19 protein-coding genes and 1 riboswitch are annotated in these 19,192 nt (G+C 37.6%); of the genes, 3 read left to right on the plus strand and 16 right to left on the minus strand.

From position 1 onward, the window contains the following. Positions 1–25 precede the first annotated feature (25 nt). Positions 26–1,543, minus strand: coding sequence for an arabinosylfuranosidase ArfA (arfA, locus tag JOC76_RS06925; RefSeq protein ID WP_372441916.1), 1,518 nt, complete (start codon positions 1,541–1,543; stop codon positions 26–28). 239 nt (positions 1,544–1,782) lie between these two features. On the opposite strand from arfA, the gene JOC76_RS06930 reads away from it, so the two are divergent. Next, positions 1,783–2,577: an AraC family transcriptional regulator gene (locus JOC76_RS06930; protein ID WP_205176863.1), complete on the plus strand. Its 795-nt coding sequence runs from the start codon at positions 1,783–1,785 to the stop codon at positions 2,575–2,577. A 178-nt stretch (positions 2,578–2,755) separates the two neighbouring features. On the opposite strand, the gene JOC76_RS06935 is transcribed toward JOC76_RS06930, so the two are convergent. The 13 genes from JOC76_RS06935 to JOC76_RS06995 form a co-directional block, all read right to left on the minus strand. Next, positions 2,756–3,643: a carbohydrate ABC transporter permease gene (locus tag JOC76_RS06935; protein WP_205176864.1), complete on the minus strand. Its 888-nt coding sequence runs from the start codon at positions 3,641–3,643 to the stop codon at positions 2,756–2,758. A 17-nt stretch (positions 3,644–3,660) separates the two neighbouring features. Then, positions 3,661–4,557 (minus strand): carbohydrate ABC transporter permease, encoded by an 897-nt coding sequence (locus JOC76_RS06940; RefSeq protein ID WP_205176865.1) that lies wholly within the window; start codon positions 4,555–4,557, stop codon positions 3,661–3,663. A gap of 80 nt (positions 4,558–4,637) precedes the next feature. Then, a complete protein-coding gene (locus JOC76_RS06945; RefSeq protein ID WP_205176866.1) occupies positions 4,638–5,939 on the minus strand; it encodes an ABC transporter substrate-binding protein in 1,302 nt (433 codons plus the stop codon). 448 nt (positions 5,940–6,387) lie between these two features. After that, positions 6,388–7,020 (minus strand): YesL family protein, encoded by a 633-nt coding sequence (locus tag JOC76_RS06950; protein ID WP_205176867.1) that lies wholly within the window; start codon positions 7,018–7,020, stop codon positions 6,388–6,390. An 812-nt stretch (positions 7,021–7,832) separates the two neighbouring features. Beyond that, the gene (sufB, locus tag JOC76_RS06955) at positions 7,833–9,230 is read right to left on the minus strand and encodes a Fe-S cluster assembly protein SufB (RefSeq protein WP_205176868.1); all 1,398 of its coding nucleotides are present in this window, start codon (positions 9,228–9,230) and stop codon (positions 7,833–7,835) included. Between the two features lie 77 nt (positions 9,231–9,307). After that, complete coding sequence (sufU, locus tag JOC76_RS06960) at positions 9,308–9,754, minus strand: Fe-S cluster assembly sulfur transfer protein SufU (protein WP_205176869.1); 447 nt, start codon at positions 9,752–9,754, stop codon at positions 9,308–9,310. After that, positions 9,744–10,973 (minus strand): cysteine desulfurase, encoded by a 1,230-nt coding sequence (locus JOC76_RS06965; RefSeq protein ID WP_205176870.1) that lies wholly within the window; start codon positions 10,971–10,973, stop codon positions 9,744–9,746. Before JOC76_RS06965 ends, sufU begins: the two co-directional genes overlap by 11 nt. Next, positions 10,973–12,283, minus strand: coding sequence for a Fe-S cluster assembly protein SufD (gene sufD / locus JOC76_RS06970; protein ID WP_205176871.1), 1,311 nt, complete (start codon positions 12,281–12,283; stop codon positions 10,973–10,975). The genes JOC76_RS06965 and sufD overlap by 1 nt, the downstream gene beginning before the upstream one ends. A gap of 21 nt (positions 12,284–12,304) precedes the next feature. After that, complete coding sequence (sufC, locus tag JOC76_RS06975; RefSeq protein ID WP_101649490.1) at positions 12,305–13,090, minus strand: Fe-S cluster assembly ATPase SufC; 786 nt, start codon at positions 13,088–13,090, stop codon at positions 12,305–12,307. Between the two features lie 380 nt (positions 13,091–13,470). Beyond that, a complete protein-coding gene (locus JOC76_RS06980; RefSeq protein WP_205176872.1) occupies positions 13,471–14,304 on the minus strand; it encodes a MetQ/NlpA family ABC transporter substrate-binding protein in 834 nt (277 codons plus the stop codon). A gap of 14 nt (positions 14,305–14,318) precedes the next feature. Then, the gene (locus JOC76_RS06985; RefSeq protein WP_205176873.1) at positions 14,319–14,987 is read right to left on the minus strand and encodes a methionine ABC transporter permease; all 669 of its coding nucleotides are present in this window, start codon (positions 14,985–14,987) and stop codon (positions 14,319–14,321) included. Beyond that, on the minus strand, positions 14,980–16,005 hold the full coding sequence (locus JOC76_RS06990) for a methionine ABC transporter ATP-binding protein (RefSeq protein WP_205176874.1): 1,026 nt from the start codon (positions 16,003–16,005) through the stop codon (positions 14,980–14,982). Before JOC76_RS06990 ends, JOC76_RS06985 begins: the two co-directional genes overlap by 8 nt. Positions 16,006–16,133: 128 nt before the next feature. After that, positions 16,134–16,239: riboswitch (SAM riboswitch) on the minus strand. Positions 16,240–16,395: 156 nt separating this feature from the next. After that, positions 16,396–16,743: a hypothetical protein gene (locus JOC76_RS06995; RefSeq protein WP_205176875.1), complete on the minus strand. Its 348-nt coding sequence runs from the start codon at positions 16,741–16,743 to the stop codon at positions 16,396–16,398. Between the two features lie 206 nt (positions 16,744–16,949). Between JOC76_RS06995 and JOC76_RS07000 the strand changes: the two genes are divergently transcribed. Then, entirely contained in the window at positions 16,950–17,843 is an 894-nt protein-coding gene (locus JOC76_RS07000) for a nuclease-related domain-containing protein (RefSeq protein WP_205176876.1), read from the plus strand. A gap of 18 nt (positions 17,844–17,861) precedes the next feature. Further along, the gene (locus tag JOC76_RS07005; RefSeq protein ID WP_205176877.1) at positions 17,862–18,461 is read left to right on the plus strand and encodes a hypothetical protein; all 600 of its coding nucleotides are present in this window, start codon (positions 17,862–17,864) and stop codon (positions 18,459–18,461) included. On the opposite strand, the gene JOC76_RS07010 is transcribed toward JOC76_RS07005, so the two are convergent. Next, complete coding sequence (locus JOC76_RS07010) at positions 18,442–18,750, minus strand: thioredoxin family protein (RefSeq protein WP_205176878.1); 309 nt, start codon at positions 18,748–18,750, stop codon at positions 18,442–18,444. The genes JOC76_RS07005 and JOC76_RS07010 overlap by 20 nt on opposite strands. A 6-nt stretch (positions 18,751–18,756) precedes the next feature. Next, positions 18,757–19,113: a toprim domain-containing protein gene (locus JOC76_RS07015; protein WP_205176879.1), complete on the minus strand. Its 357-nt coding sequence runs from the start codon at positions 19,111–19,113 to the stop codon at positions 18,757–18,759. Positions 19,114–19,192 lie beyond the last annotated feature (79 nt).

A 19,192-nucleotide genomic window follows, 5' to 3' on the forward strand; every position in this document is an offset into this window, starting at 1 on the left:
AAAAGATATAGGATTTGATTCAAAACTATTTACGTTTTGCTAGCCGGATTACATTCCAGGATAATTTCAGCAATACAGCTGAAACTAAACCATTGTCAATCACGGCATTACCATTTGAATGTGGAGCTACCGGTGTGTCTTTAGCTGAATTGGTTTGTTTTAAGTCATCATTTTCAAGCACGATATGCTCCACAACCTCATATCCATCAAAGTTACGAATATCACACTCTAGTTCCAAGCCTTCCGTTAAATGGCGGTTTACAGCAAAAATGGTTAACTGTTCCTTTTCTTCATTATATACAGCAGTTGATTCTAAATAAGGTACATCCGTAAAATCCTTACTATCGTATTTTGGACTTGAAATAATGGGGTTCAGGGAAACACCGCGTCCAAATACAGAGGCGTGCATGTATGGATAGAAAATCGTCTGCTTCCAGGCTGGTCCATTTTCCTCCGTCATAATAGGTGCAATCACATTGACCAATTGGGCAAGACAAGCAATTTTTATGCGGTCAGCATGCTTTAATAACGTGATCAGCATACATCCAACCAATAGGGCATCCTCAAAATTATAATGATCTTCCAATTGAGGAGGTGCAATGCTCCAAGGTTCAATTTTCTTATCCGCATCATTACTGTGGTACCAAACATTCCATTCATCAAACGAAAGATTGATATTCTTCTTTCCTCGTTTTTTGGCTTTAATATAGTCTGCTATGGATATGACTGAACGGATAAAGTCATCCATTTCGAGAGTCATCGCCAAATAGTTGGAGATGTCATTATCACGATTTCCGTAATATTGGTGAAGCGAAATAAATTCAACATGATCATAGGTATGATCCAAAACGGTTGCTTCCCAATCTGCAAAGGTCGGCATGCCTCTGCCGGAGCTTCCGCAGGCAACAAGTTCAATTGTTGGGTCAACCCACTTCATGACCTTGGCTGCTTCCGCAGCAATTCTCCCATATTCTTCAGCCGACTTATGGCCGATTTGCCAAGGACCATCCATTTCATTTCCCAAGCACCATGTTTTAATTTTGTGCGGCTCTTTAAACCCGTGTGAAATCCGTAAGTCACTATAATAAGAACCGCCCGGATGGTTGCAATATTCTACAAGGTTTCTTGCAGCATCAATCCCGCGTGTTCCTAAGTTAACGGCCATGTTTACATCCGCATTTACCAACTTTGCCCATTTCATTAACTCATTTGTACCAATTTCATTGGTTTCAGTAGTGCGCCAAGCTAAATCAAGCCTGCGTGGGCGATTTTCAACCGGTCCTACACCATCCTCCCAGTTGTAACCAGAAACAAAGTTTCCACCGGGATAACGAACGATAGGAACCTGGAGCGCTTTTACCATTTCCATCACATCTTGACGGAAACCATTTTCATCTGCTTGGGGATGACCTGGGTCGTAGATCCCGCCGTAAACTGCTCTCCCAAGATGCTCAATAAATGAACCATAAATACGATTATCAATCTCAGAAATTTTAAAATCTTTTTCTAGTACCATTTTTGCCTTCTGGCCCATTTTATTCATCCTCTCAATCAGTACATAGTTTGACTCTTTTCTTGCTTTTGATGTCATTATTTACGTTCTTTCTCACTTATCTAAAACATTAAAAATAGTAAAACCCATTCATCATTTCTATTATTAAATTAATTTCTTGGATTTTTCAGAAAAATGATACATAATATAACTGTTATATTCTATGATTCTATATGGAAACTCTTAGGACCTAATGCGTTTTATGACAACATGAAGATTAGGAGGGTACTATGACAAATATTTACTATGTAGAAACTGAGGCTACACACACAAATAGTTTTGTTTTTGATATTCCTAAAGGTCATGACTGCTGGCTTCTTGTCGTAACTCACACTCCTGCTCTTTTCTGGGTTAATGGTCAATTAAAAGAATATCCTAAGCACAGTGCCGTATTATATCAAGCACATCAGAAAATTTACTATCGAGCTTGTGCTGATAAATATGTAAATGACTGGATACGTTTTGATACAAATGAACCTTTTGTTACCGAAACAGTACTTCCACGTGGTTTACCTTTTTCAATAGCCGATCCGGAATATTGCCACAAGTTATTTCAATTACTTGTTACAGAGCACTCTTTTAATAAAGATTTTAGAGAATCATCAACAGACTATTTGTTGAGAATTCTGTTTAATAAACTTTTGGAATCCTACTTCCAGACTGAGATTACCCCACAATATTACAACCTTATTGATCTTCGTACAGAGATTTACCATAACCCCGGTAATAATTGGACGGTTTCTAAAATGTCGGAATATTTGCATCTTAGTCCTGGCTATTTGCAGGCACTCTATAAAAATACCTTTGGTATCTCCTGCATGGATGACGTCATTATCAGCCGAATCCGGCTAGCCAAAGAATATTTGATGCATGGTTCCTTTACAATTGCTGACATCGCATTTCGCTGTGGTTATAACAATGTAGAGCACTTTTGCCGACAATTTAAACAAAAGACGGGATATACTCCAGGCAGATTTCGAAACCATGCTGCCAATTCATACAGTGAAAAAGAGCCAATTCTTTGATATTGCAGGAAGAACCATTTGATTGATCCAAGTTTTACTTGGATCAATCAGTTCTATACTAATCATTGTTTCAGGTATATTTAAACTAGTATATAACCATCATTTCCTATAACCGGCCATCCATCGCTAGTCCAAGTGACAGGTGCCAGAAAAGTTTTACCTTTTTCTAGTGAATTGTTTATCCCTTAAGTCCTGACATAGTAATCCCTTGAACAAAGTATCTTTGTCCTATGAAGAAAAGTATGAGTAAGGGAATTACCGTGATCAAGGACACGGCCATAAGCATCTGAACTTGAGAGGAACCATAGGAATTCTGAAAAAACTGCAAACCTAAAGCGAGTGTAAAATGTTCGTCACTATTTAAATAAATCAATGGTGTCATAAAGTCATTCCAATGAAAAGCAACTGACATAACTGCAACTGACATCATAGCTGGTTTTATTATAGGTAATAGAATTTTATAGTAAATTTGAAATGTATTTGCACCATCGATTTTAGCAGCTTGATCTAGCTCTGCTGGTATGGTCTTAAAAAATTGTCTCAGAAGAAAAATATTAAACGCCCCACCGCCAAAAAATGAGGGTACTATAAGAGGCTTTAATGTATCCAGCCAACCTAGTTTTGAAAATAAGATATATGTTGGAATTAAAAGAACCTGGTTAGGCAGCATCATTGTTCCAAGCACAATTGTAAAAAGGATGTTACTGTAGCGTGATTTAAACCTTGCAAAGCCATATGCAACTAAAGATGCTGAGAATACTGCTCCTAAGGTTGCTAAAACAGTTACTATAATCGTATTCCATGTGTACCTTGTAAAATCGGCATACTGCCATCCCTGAATAAAATTATCCAATGTAAATGTTTTTGGTATTAATTTCGGAGGTATTGTGTACGCCTCAGAAGGTACTTTAAAAGCAGTAGAAATCATCCATAAAAATGGGAATATAAACACTAATGCCAATAAGCTCAATATAATATAACTTATAATTAGATTAATCGTTTCAACCTTTCTTTTATTCTTATAATGATTCAATGTCGTTTCTTTTATTGCCACATTTGCCTGCATTTTTCCGCCTCCAAAAATTAATTCTCGTAGTATACCCAATATTTAGAAGTACGGTTTACAATTAAAGTTATAATCAGGATTACAATAAATAAGATCCACGCTAATGTTGAAGCATACCCCATCTCACCATATTTGAATGCACTGTTATATATATGCATCATATAGGTATAGGTAGCATAGTTAGGGCCCCCTTCTGTTAAAACAAAAGGCTGCATAAACACTTGAAAGCCACCTATTATTCCCATTACTAGATTAAAAAATAATGTTGGTGTTGACAGAGGAAGGGTAATATGAGTGATCATTATAAGGCGATTCGCACCATCTATAGAAGCACTTTCATATAATTGTTCCGGTATATCCTGTAACCCAGCAAGTGTTATGATAATAGAGTTGCCAATGGTCCATAACCCCATAATGATAATCGCAGGCATCGCCCATTTACCATCACTAAGCCAATTCGGACCGGTTATCCCCAAAAATGAAAGAACATAGTTTATAAGACCGAATTGTGCGTTAAAAATCCATCCCCACAATAATGTAACAGCAACACCTGCAGTTATATACGGTATATAAAAAGTGGTTCTGAATATTCCCATTCCCTTTATTTTTTTGTGATTTAGTAAGAGTGCAACCAAAAAGGAAAGTATTAAACTTAATGGGACAGAAACTATCACAAAATATAAAGTATTTAATAGAGATTTATAGAATAAAGGATCTTGAGTAAAAGCCTTTTTTATATTGGCCAAGCCTACAAATTCACCCGTACCAGTCATATCTGCATTTGTAAAAATTAATATAATGGAATAAACTACTGGATATAATGTAAAAATTAAAAAACCCAAAATAAATGGTGATGTATATAAGTAAAATAGCCTAGCTTCCCTTTTTTCACTACTTGTATTCTTCTTTTTCATTTTTTCACCCCTCAAGAGACGAATTGATACAGGGAGGAAATTACTTTATGTCTTCCTCCCATTGATTTTAATTACCTACACTATTTACTTTGTTTTTGATGAGCTTCGTCAAGTGCAGCTTGTATTTGTGGAGCATATTTTTTCACAGCGTCTTTAGCCGAACTTTGCTGAGTTGTAATTTGTTGATATATTTGTTCGAATAAGTCTGCAGCTTTATTAAGGGATCCACCCCAAGGATTCGTAGTTGCATCCGCCAATCCAGTAAGATAGTCAGTCTGTTTTAAATCCGTGTTTGGAATAGTCAGTTTACTGAAAGTGGCGTCAGCTGATTCCTTTAATGCTGGAATTCCTACTTTGGCGTAGATATCATTTACTTCTTTATTCATAGAAATGGTCTTTATGTACGCCCATGCAGCCTTCTTGTTCTTTGATGCCTTATTCATACCAAAACCTGTTTGAAATTTAATATTTGTATTTTTTCCATTCGGATCTTTAGGAGGCAAAGCAATACCCCATTTAAAGCTATTCCCTATTTTTTGGGCAATGTCTTTAGCCTCAAACAATCCTAATGGGTACATGGCCGCTTTTCCTGATACAAACATCTGGTCCATAGGTATACTTTTAGATGCAGAATCATCAGGTAATGCTTTTGATTTTATGAGGTCACTAAACAACTCCAACCCTTTTATTGTTTTTGGATCATCTACGGTCTGTTTGGTCCAATCACTGTTATATGGACTGCCGCCATATGGGTAAGATGCAAAACTATGATTAATCCAATGTGATACAATAGCATAGGTCCTTTTAGCTCCAGAACCTGAAGAAACTTTCTCTGAAACATTCTTAAAATCATCCCATGTCCAATCATTCGTAGGATATGGAACTCCGGCTTTATCGAAAATTTCTTTATTGTAAGCAAACATGAAATCTGATTCTGTTGTTGGCATTCCTTCTCGCTTTCCATCCGGATCTACATACCCATCATCCGCCCCCGGGGTAAAATCTGCAACATCGATCTTATCCTTTTTTAAATAAGGATTCAAATCTTCTAACCATTTTGCACGAAGACCTTTCCAGTCAGGGGACATCATAATAACATCAGCAGCATTCCCTGCTGCCAGTGCCGCATCAAGCTTCTGATCAACACTATCTGCTGGAAGCCATATTTCTTTAACTTTCACATCAGGATACAATTTTTCAAATACTTTTGTAGCTTGTTTTCTGGCCTGGAGTTCTTCTCCGCCACCCCATCCCATAATAGTGAGTTCACCAGAAATCGTTTTCCCATCGCTTTTGCTGCTAGACTGACTACTACTGCTTCCACAAGCAGTGAGAGACAGTGCTAATGCCCCAGCTAACACTGATGTTAAGAGTTTTTTCATACATTTTTCTCTCCTTTTAAGTTTTTTTCTTAAAAAATCTAAGACTTACAATTCTCTCAACACCCCCTCCTATTAATACGTTTTCGACTTTTCCTTGCTTTTTCTGCAACTAAAGCCTTTTCAACTTTCCCCTGCTTTTTTTGATACAACTGTTCAATGGAAACTATTTCTTTTGAGCAACTCTGATGTCTGCAAAAGTTTTTTACAAATAAAGCGTTTCCAACTTATTTAATAGAATAATAATATAATTATTCCCTCCATGCATTGACCTTTCCATATAAATAATTGATATATTCTAAGGTTCTGCTGTTAAATAAAGATTAAAAGGAAATTATTTCCTCAATCCTTGTATTGATTAGACGTTGTGTTGCCTCCTTTAAATGTTATTAGAATAAAAATAATATTTTTTTAAAAAAATAAACCCAAAGAACAGATCTTTGGGTCAGTTTTAAGCACTAAACTTCGTTTGTTTTTTTTCAATTCGCTTAAAAGCCATTGTCGCACCAAACATCATCACAATGGACATTAGACTAACCGAAAAAAATGGAATAAATCCTGGGAAAAGGGATAATGGAAAACTTAGTATTAGAAGCACTGCTACCACCAAGATGGTAATGTGTATATTAAGAGTCCCGATATAAAATGCGTATTTAAAATATTGAAGAAACTTTAATTCAAAATGGACGTAAACAGGAAAAAGATATAACAGGGTGATCAAATACAAACCAAGAAGGATTAATAAAGGAATTGACAGAATGTATTGAACGGTTCCCCCTATTGCCATAACGAGCCTATAATCAATAAATAGGAAAAAGCCGATTGCTCCCATTAGTAGTCCAACTAAATTTGCATGAAGGAACTCCTTTTTATAGGTATCAAAAAAGATCCGAAAAATAGGGATATCCGTTTCTTTCATGTTCCACTTTCTTACCACTGTAAATAATGCCACAGTTGCGGGGATGATCCCAAGAACTATGAATCCGGTTAATGTAAAAAGAAGCCATAAGATATTTATAAAAGCCATCTTCCAAATCCAATCACTTACAGTGAAGAGTCCTCCCATCACTCTGCCCATTGGCATATGGTATCACCTCTTTAACAATTTTAACTTTATATGTTTGAAATAATCAGCTATTCAATAGAAACCTGACAGCTATTCTTACTATTCATTCAGTTAGACTAAAACTACCGGGACTGATTTCTAACTTTCTTCCACCACAAAATACAGGGAAAATTTTAGAATCGTTTTCACCTAGGACTACTTGTAGATAAACTCATATCGTCAAAAATACTCTTAGAACGGTTCCCAGCATTTTTCAATGTAAACCATTTCAATCCTCTTATCTTAATAAATTCCGCACTCTATCGTAATTGCTGTGTATCGAAATTTTTAATCAATATCCTTCGCTTTGAGGCTTTTGCTTACAATTCTTACTAATTCCGATATTTCCGAACGAAGTATCGACCTATACACCAATATTTAACAGCATCTGCCGAGCCAATACCCTCCAGAAAATCTTTTTCACCCAAAAACCTCCTTCTAACCGATTGATAAAACTTTTAGATTATTATAGCATTTAACTATAAGTTTGTACATACAACGAACTAAGTTTCTTATTATTCTATACTCTCTGTTATCCCCATATTTCCTTTAATCAGAAAAGTATCATACATACCCCTCTCTGGTTTTAGTGGAAAACTCGGAGATGGCGGCACAATGTTCTCTCCTCTAGGAGGCTTATCATAATATTAGTGAAAAATGAAGAAGACGAACTTCAAAAGTTCGCCTTCTAATCTAAATAGATAAAATGAAATCAGTCGAAATAGGTTCGCCATCAATTTAACTTATTATTATAATTCTTCAACACTCGATATAAAAAGGTTTTATCTTTATTAACCGATAGAACCTTCCATCTCAAACTTAATCAGACGGTTCATCTCAACGGCATATTCCATTGGTAATTCTTTTGTAAATGGCTCGATGAAGCCCATAACGATCATTTCAGTAGCTTCTTGCTCAGAAATACCACGGCTCATTAGATAGAATAACTGCTCTTCAGAAACCTTTGATACCTTCGCTTCGTGCTCAAGAGAAATGTTGTCGTTTAAGATTTCATTGTATGGAATGGTATCAGATGTGGATTGATTATCCATAATCAATGTATCACATTCAATATTCGAACGAGCACCATCCGCTTTACGTCCAAAATGAACAACACCACGATAAGTTACCTTACCACCATGTTTAGAGATGGATTTAGAAACAATCGTTGAAGAAGTATTCGGAGCTAAATGAATCATTTTCGCTCCAGCATCCTGGTGCTGACCTTTACCGGCAATGGCGATCGATAATGTCATACCGCGGGCACCTTCGCCTTTTAAAATAACGGCAGGATATTTCATCGTTAACTTAGAACCAATGTTACCATCAATCCATTCCATGGTTGCGTTCGCTTCACAAACCGCACGCTTGGTAACTAGGTTATACACATTGTTTGCCCAGTTTTGGATGGTGGTGTAACGGCAGTAAGCATCCTTTTTAATGATGATTTCAACAACCGCACTGTGTAAAGAGTTAGTTGTATAAACAGGTGCAGTACAACCTTCTACATAATGTACAGAAGAACCTTCATCAACAATAATTAACGTACGTTCAAATTGTCCCATGTTCTCAGAGTTGATACGGAAATACGCTTGAAGCGGAGTATCTACCTTAATACCTGGTGGTACATAGATGAATGACCCCCCAGACCATACGGCTGAGTTTAATGCTGCAAATTTATTATCCGTTGGCGGGATTACTTTCCCCCAGTGTTCACGGAAAATATCTTCATTTTCTCTTAAAGCGGAATCGGTATCTTTAAAAACAATACCTAGCTCTTCAAGATCTTCTTTCATGTTATGATAAACAACCTCTGATTCGTACTGTGCAGATACCCCTGCAAGGTATTTTTGTTCTGCTTCAGGGATCCCAAGCTTATCGAAAGTCGCTTTAATTTCCTCTGGTACTTCATCCCAAGATTTCTCGGATTTTTCAGATGGTTTTACATAGTACGTAATTTCATCAAAGCTTAAAGAATTTAAGTCGCCGCCCCATTGTGGCATTGGCATATTGTAAAAATGCTCAAGAGACTTTAAGCGGAAATCTAACATCCACTGTGGCTCATTCTTCATCTTTGAAATTTCTTCAACAATCTCACGTGTTAAACCACGTTTTGAACGGAATATGGAAACGTCTTTATCGGCAAAACCATATTTATAATCACCGATTTCCGGCATCTTCTTCGCCATCGTCGAGTTCCTCCTTATTAGAAAAGTGAAAGCGCCTTTTCACCCAAAGGTTAGACGCCTCACTTTCTCAGTTTGTTTTACTCTTGTTCCTCGCCCTTTAATCCCTTTTCCATTGCCTTCCATGCTAATGTTGCACATTTAATTCTAGCAGGGAATTTAGAAACACCTTGAAGTGCTTCAATATCACCTAAATCAATGGAATCATCGTGATCATGACCTAACATCATTTCAGAAAAAATCTCTGATAATTTAAGTGCCTCTTCAACTTTTTTCCCTTTGATCTCCTGCGTCATCATCGAGGCGGAAGACATCGAAATCGAACAGCCTTCTCCTTCAAACTTTGCTTCCTTGATGATTCCATCTTCGACCTTAAAGGTTAATTGAATGCGGTCGCCACATGTAGGGTTATTCATATTAATCGTATGGCTACCATCCTCTAACACACCGCGATTGCGGGGTTTTTTGTAATGGTCCATAATGACTCGACGGTATAATGCATCTAGATCTATATTTTTAGAAGACATCGCTGAAATACTCCTTTGTTTTGACAAGCCCTTCAACGAGTTTATCAATATCTTCTTCTGTATTGTATAAATAAAAACTTGCACGTGCCGTAGCTGAAGCTTTCAGCCATCTCATTAACGGCTGTGCACAGTGATGTCCTGCACGGACCGCAATTCCTTCTGCGTCCAATACAGTTGCAACATCATGTGGATGAACATCTTGAATATTAAATGTAATAAGTCCAGCCCGTTTGGCCGCATCAAGCGGACCATAAATCGTCATGCCTTCAACCTCGGACAATTTTTCAAGTGCATAAGCAGCAAGCTTATGCTCATGTTCCGCAATATTGTCAAGACCAACTTCATTTAAGAAGTCAATTGCTGCTCCAAGACCAACTGCCCCGGCGATAATTGGGGTACCCGCTTCAAACTTCCAAGGCAGCTCCTTCCAAGTTGATTCCTGCAAGTGGACAAAATCAATCATCTCGCCGCCAAATTCAATGGGCTCCATGTTTTCAAGGAGATGTTTCTTTCCATACAGGACACCAATGCCTGTTGGTCCACACATTTTATGTCCAGAGAATGCAAGGAAATCACAATCAAGATCTTGAACATCAATCTTCATATGTGGCGCACTTTGAGCACCATCCACGACCATGATGGCTCCATTCTCATGAGCAATTTGTGCAATTTCTTTTACCGGATTCATGACACCAAGTACGTTAGAAACCTGCATCACAGAGACAATTTTTGTATTAGCTGAAATGGTTGCCCGAACGTCGTCTAATGAAAGAGTGCCATCTTCCTGAAGTGGAATGTATTTTAACTGGGCACCTGTCCGTTTCGCCACCTGTTGCCATGGAATAATGTTACTATGGTGTTCCATGTAGGTTATGACGATTTCGTCGCCTTCCTTTAAATTGGCAGCTGCATAACTTGCGGCAACCGTATTAAGGGAAGTCGTGGTACCTCTTGTAAAAATAACTTCCTGAGTAGATTTGGCGTTTATAAATTTACGAACCTTTTCCCTTGCCCCTTCATAGGCGTCCGTTGCTCTTGTTCCAAGCGTATGAACACCACGATGGACATTAGAATTGATTTCACGGTAATATTTTTCAACTGTTTCGATAACCTGCAGCGGTTTTTGAGAAGTCGCCGAGCTATCTAAGTAAACCAATGGCTTACCATTCACTTCTTGATGAAGGATTGGAAACTGGCTGCGAATATCTTGGATGTTCATTAGCGAACTTTCCTTTCAATCACTTCAGTTAATTGTTTCTTTACTCCTTCGATCGGAAGCTGTTTCACAACAGGCGCAAGGAAGCCATGAATCACTAAACGCTCTGCTTCTGTTTTTGGTATTCCGCGGCTCATTAGATAGTATAGTTGAATTGGATCAACGCGTCCGACAGAAGCCGCATGTCCTGCAACTACATCATCTTCATCAATTAATAAAATTGGATTCGCATCTCCACGTGCTTTTTCACTTAGCATTAGGACACGAGAAGTTTGCTCGGCATCTGACTTAGATGCACCATGTTCAATTTTACCAATACCATTAAAGATGGATGTTGCACTATCTTTAACAACCCCATGGTTTAAAATGTTTCCGGTTGTATTTTTCCCGAAGTGAACAACCTTAGTGGTAAAGTTTTGCGTTTGGTCCCCACGACCGACTACGACTGTTTTTGTGTCGCCCTGTGCACCATCACCAAGCAAGTTGGTTGTGTTTTCTGAAATCGTGTTTCCTTCATTCATAAGACCAAGTGCCCATTCAATCGAGGAATCTCTTCCAGCCACACCGCGGCGGTTTACATAGGTAGTGATTCCTTTTGCCAAGTAATCAACAGCTCCATATTGAACTTTTGCATTTACGTTGGCGATGACTTCAGTCAAGATATTCGCAAGGGTATTTGAGCTTTCCACTGTAGAAATATAGTTTTCTACATATGTGACAGCACTATTGTCTTCTGCGACAACAATAACATGATTAAAAAGGTTAGCCTCTGGATTATCGTGTACATATACTGCCTGAATTGGTTCTTTGATTTCTACATTTTTCGGAATGTATAGGAAAACTCCTCCGTTCACGAGCGCTGCGTGAAGGGCAGTTAAACGATGTTCATCCATATTGATTGCTTGAGTCATGTAATACTTTTTCAAAAGATCGCCATGTTCTCTTGCAGCTGTAATTATATCTGTAAAAATGACACCCTGACTTTTCAACTCATCTGATAAAGTTAAAAAAGCTGGCGTTTGATTCCGTTGGATATAAAGATTTTTATTTTCATTATCCAAGCTCACTAATGCTTTTACTTCGTCTGGAAGAGCATCAAGTGATGGATAGGCATCACTTTTAACCGTGTGCTGTTGAAACTGTGTAAAGTTCCATTTATCAATTTTAGTTTTATCAGGTCTAGGCATGGAAAGCTGCTCAAATTCGTTTAACGCTTTAAGCCGGAATTCTTCAAACCATGCAGGCTCATTCATGTCTTTGGAGAATGAGCGGACAAATTCCTGATCAACTGGTAATTTGGTTTCTGTTGTCATTGTAATCCTCCTAACACTCTGTTACGCTTCTTGCCCAACTGTTTCATCTTCAATGCCAAGCTCTTGTTTGATCCAGTCATATCCTTCTGCTTCTAAGCGTTGTGCCAGCTCAGCTCCGCCTGATTTAACAATACGGCCTTGCATCATAATATGCACATGGTCAGGAGTGATATAGTTTAAAAGACGTTGATAATGCGTAATAATTAGACAGCCGAAATCTTCTCCGCGCATTTCATTAACACCCTTAGAAACAACCTTTAGGGCATCGATATCAAGACCAGAGTCAATTTCATCCAAGATGGCAATTTTTGGTTCAATCATCATTAATTGAAGAATTTCGTTACGTTTTTTCTCACCGCCGGAGAATCCTTCATTTAGATAACGCTGTGCCATATCTAAATCCATTTCAAGAAATTCCATTTGCTTATCCATCTTACGGATAAACTTCATAAGAGAGATTTCGTTTCCTTCACCTAAACGACTGTTAATCGCTGAACGTAAAAAATCGGCATTTGTTACGCCGTTGATTTCACTTGGATATTGCATTGCTAAGAATAGACCTGCGCGTGCGCGCTCATCTACTTCCATTTCAAGAACATCTTGTCCGTCAAGTGTAATAGAACCGCTCGTTACTTCATATTTTGGATGTCCCATGATCGCTGATGATAAGGTTGATTTACCTGTACCATTTGGTCCCATGATCGCGTGAATTTCTCCGCCCTTTATCTCAAGGTTGACACCTTTTAAAATTTCTTTCCCATCAATTTCTACATGTAAATCTTTGATCGTTAAAGTAGATCCAGCCATATTTATACCTCCGAAAAGAAAGTGTTATTAGCTTGCAAAGCAAGTTGGTTTTGTAACTCTTATTCTCATTTTATTCTCATTACAATCTTATAACAAATGAAATGTATTAGCAACTCTTAAACAGGAAAAACAAAGGTTGATTTTCATTAAGGTTATGCTAATTGAGAATATAAAAAGGATTTTTAAAAGAAAATTCTGATAATAACCCCTTATGTAAAATACACTCGAAATAAATCATACCCTATTTTTCGTTTATTTCCAACTGTAATAGACCATAAATACCTTTCTATTTTTACCCAATTGACTTCTTTCATGTATAGCAAAAACAAGGAAAAGCCAGTGAACATTCACTGACTTCCCCAATAGGTCTACTATTTAAATTATTGAGAAACCGGTACTACAGCACCTTTGTATTTCTTGATGATGAAGTCTTGAATTTCTTTAGAGTGAAGAACCTCTACAAGTGTTTTGATTGCTGGCTTGTTTTCATCACCTTTGCGGACTGCAATTACGTTCACATATGGGGAATTCTTGTCTTCAAGAGCAATCGCATCTTTCATTGGGTTTAAACCAGCTTCAATTGCATAGTTTGAGTTAATTAAAACCGCATCACCTTCGCCGTTCTTATAAATCTGTGGTAAAAGTTTTGCTTCATAATTTGCATCAAATACTAATTTCTTTGGATTTTCAACAACGTCTTTGATTTCTGCTTTTGTCTTATCAATACCAGATTTTAATTTGATTAAACCTTGAGCTTCAAGTAATGAAAGCAAACGACCGTGGTCAGCAACAGAGTTACTCATAATTAAATGAGCACCTGTTGGAAGATCTTTTAGGTTTTTATATTTCTTTGAATAAACACCAATTGGCTCGATGTGAATCCCGCCAGCATTGACAAATCCATAACCAAACTCTTTATTTTGTGAGTTTAGGTATGGGATGTGTTGGAAATAGTTTGCGTCTAATTCTTTTGACGCCAATGCTTTGTTCGGAAGGATATAGTCAGTAAATGTTTTAATTTCTAAATCAATTCCTTTTTTCTTAAGGATTGGTTTTGCTTGTTCTAAGATTTCTGCGTGTGGAACTGTTGAAGCTCCGACAACCAATTTCGTTGTCTTGCTGTCAGTACTTTCTGACTTGTCAGTCGACTTACCGCAAGCAGCTAGTGCTAGCACAAGTGCCGCTGATAAAATTAATGTTAACCATTTTTTCATGTTGACCTCTCCTTTTATCTTTTATCTAATTTTGAAGTGATAAAATCACCGATAAACTGAATAACAAAAACAATAAGTAAAATAATTACAGTCGCAATCAAGGTCACATCGTTCTGGTTTCGTTGGAACCCATAGTTATAAGCAAGGTTCCCTAGACCACCTGCACCAATTGCACCTGCCATCGCGGTATAACTAACAGTGGCAATTGCGGTAACCGTAATCCCTGAAATTAAAGCAGGCATCGATTCAGGCAGTAACACCTTCCAGATGATGGTCCATGTGGTTGCACCCATGCTTCTTGCTGCTTCAATAACCCCTTTGTCAATTTCCCTTAGACCAATTTCCACCAATCTTGCATAAAACGGGGAGGCTCCAATTATGAGGGAAGGTAATGCTGCATTCTCACCAATCATCGAACCTACTAATAACGTGGTGAGGGGAATTAATAGGACTATCAGTATAATAAATGGAATTGAACGAAAAACATTGACTACCGCACTAATGACGGCATTGATCGGCTTATTTTCCCAAAGGTTCCCCTTGGAAGTTAGAAATAGGATTAATCCCAGCAAGGTACCCAGAATAAAGACTGCTACCACTGAAATACCTGTCATATATAGAGTATTTTTGGTTTCTTCCCACATAATTAACCAGTCAACATTTGGCAGATATTGTTTAATCATTTGTAACCACCTCCACTCCTACAGCTTGAGAGCGAATGAAATCAACGGCTTCGTTAACTTCTTTTTCGTCCCCATCAATATGAATGAACAGGGTTCCATAGGATCCATTTTGCGTTTGCGCTATTTTCCCTTGTAAAATATTGACGGTCACTTGATGATGACGAATTAAATTCGTAATGACTGGCTGTTCCGCAGATTCACCAATAAAGGTTAATTGGACAATTTGACCTGACTGATACTGTTCGAGCAAATGGTCAACCGTTTCCTTTGTATCTTCTTCTTCAGAAACTTGTTGAACGAATCTCTTTGTAATCGGCTGCTGTGGATTTTTAAATACATCAAGCACGCTGCCAAGTTCAACGACCCTTCCACCTTCCATCACAGCGACGCGGTGACAGATTTTGCGAATCACGTGCATTTCATGCGTAATTAAAACAATCGTTAGACCCAGGCGCTTATTGATGTCGACCAATAAATCCAGGATCGAATCAGTAGTTTGTGGGTCAAGTGCCGATGTGGCTTCATCACATAATAATACTTTCGGATTATTCGCAAGAGCCCTTGCAATACCAACCCGTTGCTTTTGTCCGCCGCTCAATTCTGATGGATAGGCATTTTCCCTGCCTTCTAAACCAACGAGTTTAATTAGCTCTTGTACTCGTTTCTTTCGCTCCGCTCCATTGACACCAGCAATTTCTAGCGGGAAAGCGATATTTTGACTGACGGTTCTCGACCACAGCAAGTTAAAATGCTGGAATATCATGCTGATTTCTTGACGGGCTTTTCGAAGTTCAGCACCTTTAATTTTGGATATTACGCGACCAGCAACTGTTACACTTCCTTCTGTTGGAAGTTCTAATCCATTTAACATGCGGATTAATGTACTTTTTCCGGCACCACTATAACCAATTACACCGAATATTTCTCCCTCTTGAATTTCAAGGTTTACATCATCCACTGCCTTCAATGCACCTTTTTTACTCGGGAAGATTTTCCGAACATTCTGTATTGAAATCATGACATCACCTACTTTTTTGCATTAGTTGAATATAGGTTTAACTGTATGTATTAAAAGGATTCTATTATTTCAGAAAAATAAAAATACCTTTCTACACATGGCAGAAAGGTATTATAAAACGAACCTTTCTCCCATCTCCCAAAGCAAACGCTTTGTGTGAATTGGCACCATTTCAATTGAATTGACGGTTGCCGGGCTTCATCGGGCACATCCCTCCACCTCTCTTGATAAGAGTATACAGCTACTATATTCATTTTTTGAAAAATTATATTATTTAAATAAATTTATTATTTCAACAAAAGTTATCGTATCACGGATAAAATAGGGTGTCAACGATTTTTTCTGTACTTGTAGATTACTAGAGTTTTAATTCCGAGTCAAGCCCTTGGATTAAATAACTTTAGCAAGATTCTTATGTGCTTTTGTTAAAAAGAATATTGATTCAAGCAACAATGTCGTTCTTAATGAGGCAGATACGGTAAGATGCCCTTTGTGTTCGAGTACCCGTAAGCGTTCGGTGCCTTCAAAAAGCTGCATCATCGCAGTCCAATCCCCTTTGATTTCGTACCATATTGAATCTTGATTGTTGAGTAAGGACATTTTGCCGTTTTGGATTTCAATTATGGCGGATTCCAAACCACAACTAAATTTGACTTTTATGTCTGCATGTTTAATTAAGCCGAGAACATGGGCCTGTAATGTGAAAGTTTCAATGAATTTTTCTGCCAATTCTTTCATATTAATCACTCCGGTCTTTGGGCGTATTAGCTAACTAATTCATCATGTTAGCCGGGATTCCTTTGATAATCGGTCGACAATTCCCTGAGAAATATGTCGGTTCTTTTAGAAGATTGTGGAGCTGCTTCGAATTGTTAGAAATTTTTCAATTATTGGTCGGGAAATTTTTTATAAAATGAAGATAGGTTGAAGAAAGGATGTGGCATATGATTTTTAAAGAACGAACTGAGTCACTGGAATTAAAACTATTAAGGTCATTAGATGTGCGTGCAGATTTAATAGAAACTGATAAGCAGCGTTTTCATAATCTGGCAAAAGGTTATGAAGGGGAAGTGATGTTTGATTCGTTGACAGAAACACTTAAATGTGACGATTTGTTCCTAGATTTGAATGGCAATAAGTTTCAAATTGATACATTGATGATCACTCAAGATCTACTTTATTTGTTCGAAGTGAAAAATTTTGAAGGAGATTTTTATTATGAGAATGGCATTTTTCGCTCGCTTGCCTCGAAAAAGGAAATTAAGAATCCTCTATTACAATTGGAACGGTGTCAATCTCTGTTGCGGCAGCTATTCCAAAGTCTTGGTGTTCGCGTGACGATTGAAGGTTTTGTTATTTTTATTAACCCCAGATTTCACCTTTATCAATCCCCCTTGAATAAACCCATTATTTATCCTAATCAGCTTCCTGATTTTATGAAGAAATTAAATAGGAAATCATCCACTTTAACCGGACGCCATAAGGGGCTTGCTGAACAATTGGTATCCATGCATCGAATTGAATCTCCTTATGAAAAGTATACTAGGTATACGATTGATAAGGTAAAGAAGGGGTTTATTTGTGGTGTTTGCGGCTCCTTTCATGTTTCGTTTTGTGGTAGACATTTACAATGTGAGGTGTGCGGTCATCTTGAGGGGCTTGATGCTGCGGTGTTAAGGATGGTGGAGGAGATTAGGTTGCTTTATCCAAATGAGAAGATTACGACTAATTTGGTGTATGAGTGGTGTGAGGTAATTGATTCGAAGAAGACAATAAGGAGAGTTTTAAAACAAAACTTGAATTGTACAGGAAAGACCAAGGGGCTAATTTTTGAATAACATGGTTTTAGGGTCATTTTGGTTTGGAACCAAGGTGGCTCTCATTTTTTTGTTAAAACCTATTCTAATTTTATTTTGACCGTTATGACTCTTTTTTTCCTAAAACGGGCATTATATATTTTTATTTTGACCGCTCCTGCTTTCTTTCTCCTGAAACGGGCATTATACTTTTTTATTTTGACCGCTCTGGGCTCTTTTTTCCCGAAACAGGCATTATACTTTTTTATTTTGACCGCTCTGGGCTCTTTTTTTCCGAAACAGGCATTATACTTTTTCATTTTGACCGCTCTGGGCTCTTTTTCCCCGAAACAGGCATTATACTTTTTTATTTTGACCGCTTCCGGGTTCTTATTTCTCAAAACAGGCATTATACTTTTTTATTTGACCGCTTCCGGGTTCTTATTTCTCAAAACAGGCATTATACTTTTTTATTTTGACCGCTTCCGGGTTCTTATTTCCAAAACAGGCATTATACTTTTTTATTTTGACAGTTACAGTTCTCTTTCTCCTGAAACGAGCAATATTTACCTTTATTTTAACCAGTCTGGCTATTTTTTAAATTCCCACAAAAAAAACAGATGCGCCTCAACGCATCTGCTCATCCAAGATAAGATTTAATTTTATCAAGCAAAAACGGGACCGAATGAAACGCATAAATGGCCTCCTGAACCTCGCCGTTACGAATAATTAACAGGAAAGGTACACTTTCCACCGCAAAATTCTTAGCCAAATCCGGATAAAAATTCAGGTTCATTTTCCCTGTTTCAACCTCTACTAGTTCCTCAACAATCTGCAGCATTCTCGATGCAACCTGACAGGTACCACATAGAGGAGTATAAAAATATAACAAACCAATTTCCTTACGATCAAGGAAATCAGCCAGATCAGTTCGATTCCATTCATTCATTACACATTAACTCATTTCTAAATACTCGGCATGGACATCAATGTTGGCCCCTAACAGAACCGTTGCCAGGTGGTGGTCGGGCGCAGTCGCAACCTCTCGATACATCCGATCAATATATAAGTGCTCGGCCTGAGGAAATTCACGTTTAAATTGTTTTCGAAGCTTCTCACCTGAATCATCTGCATCCACCAGGATATATACATCCTTATCCTCAAGAAAATCAATTAATTCCTCTAGCTTCGAATGACTAATCGTTCCATTTGTACAAATGATCTCCACAGGTTCCTTCACTATACTCTTAACCTTCATTTTATCGGATTTACCTTCGACAATAAGAACTTTGTCAACATACGTATCATTCATATCCCATCACCTGTAATATAAAGTTGTTTATGTTAACATATTCTAAAATATTGATTTAGTGAACTTCTTGTTAGTAAAT

The sequence above is a fragment of the Neobacillus cucumis genome, from assembly GCF_016908975.1.
Classification (GTDB): domain Bacteria; phylum Bacillota; class Bacilli; order Bacillales; family Cytobacillaceae; genus Neobacillus; species Neobacillus cucumis.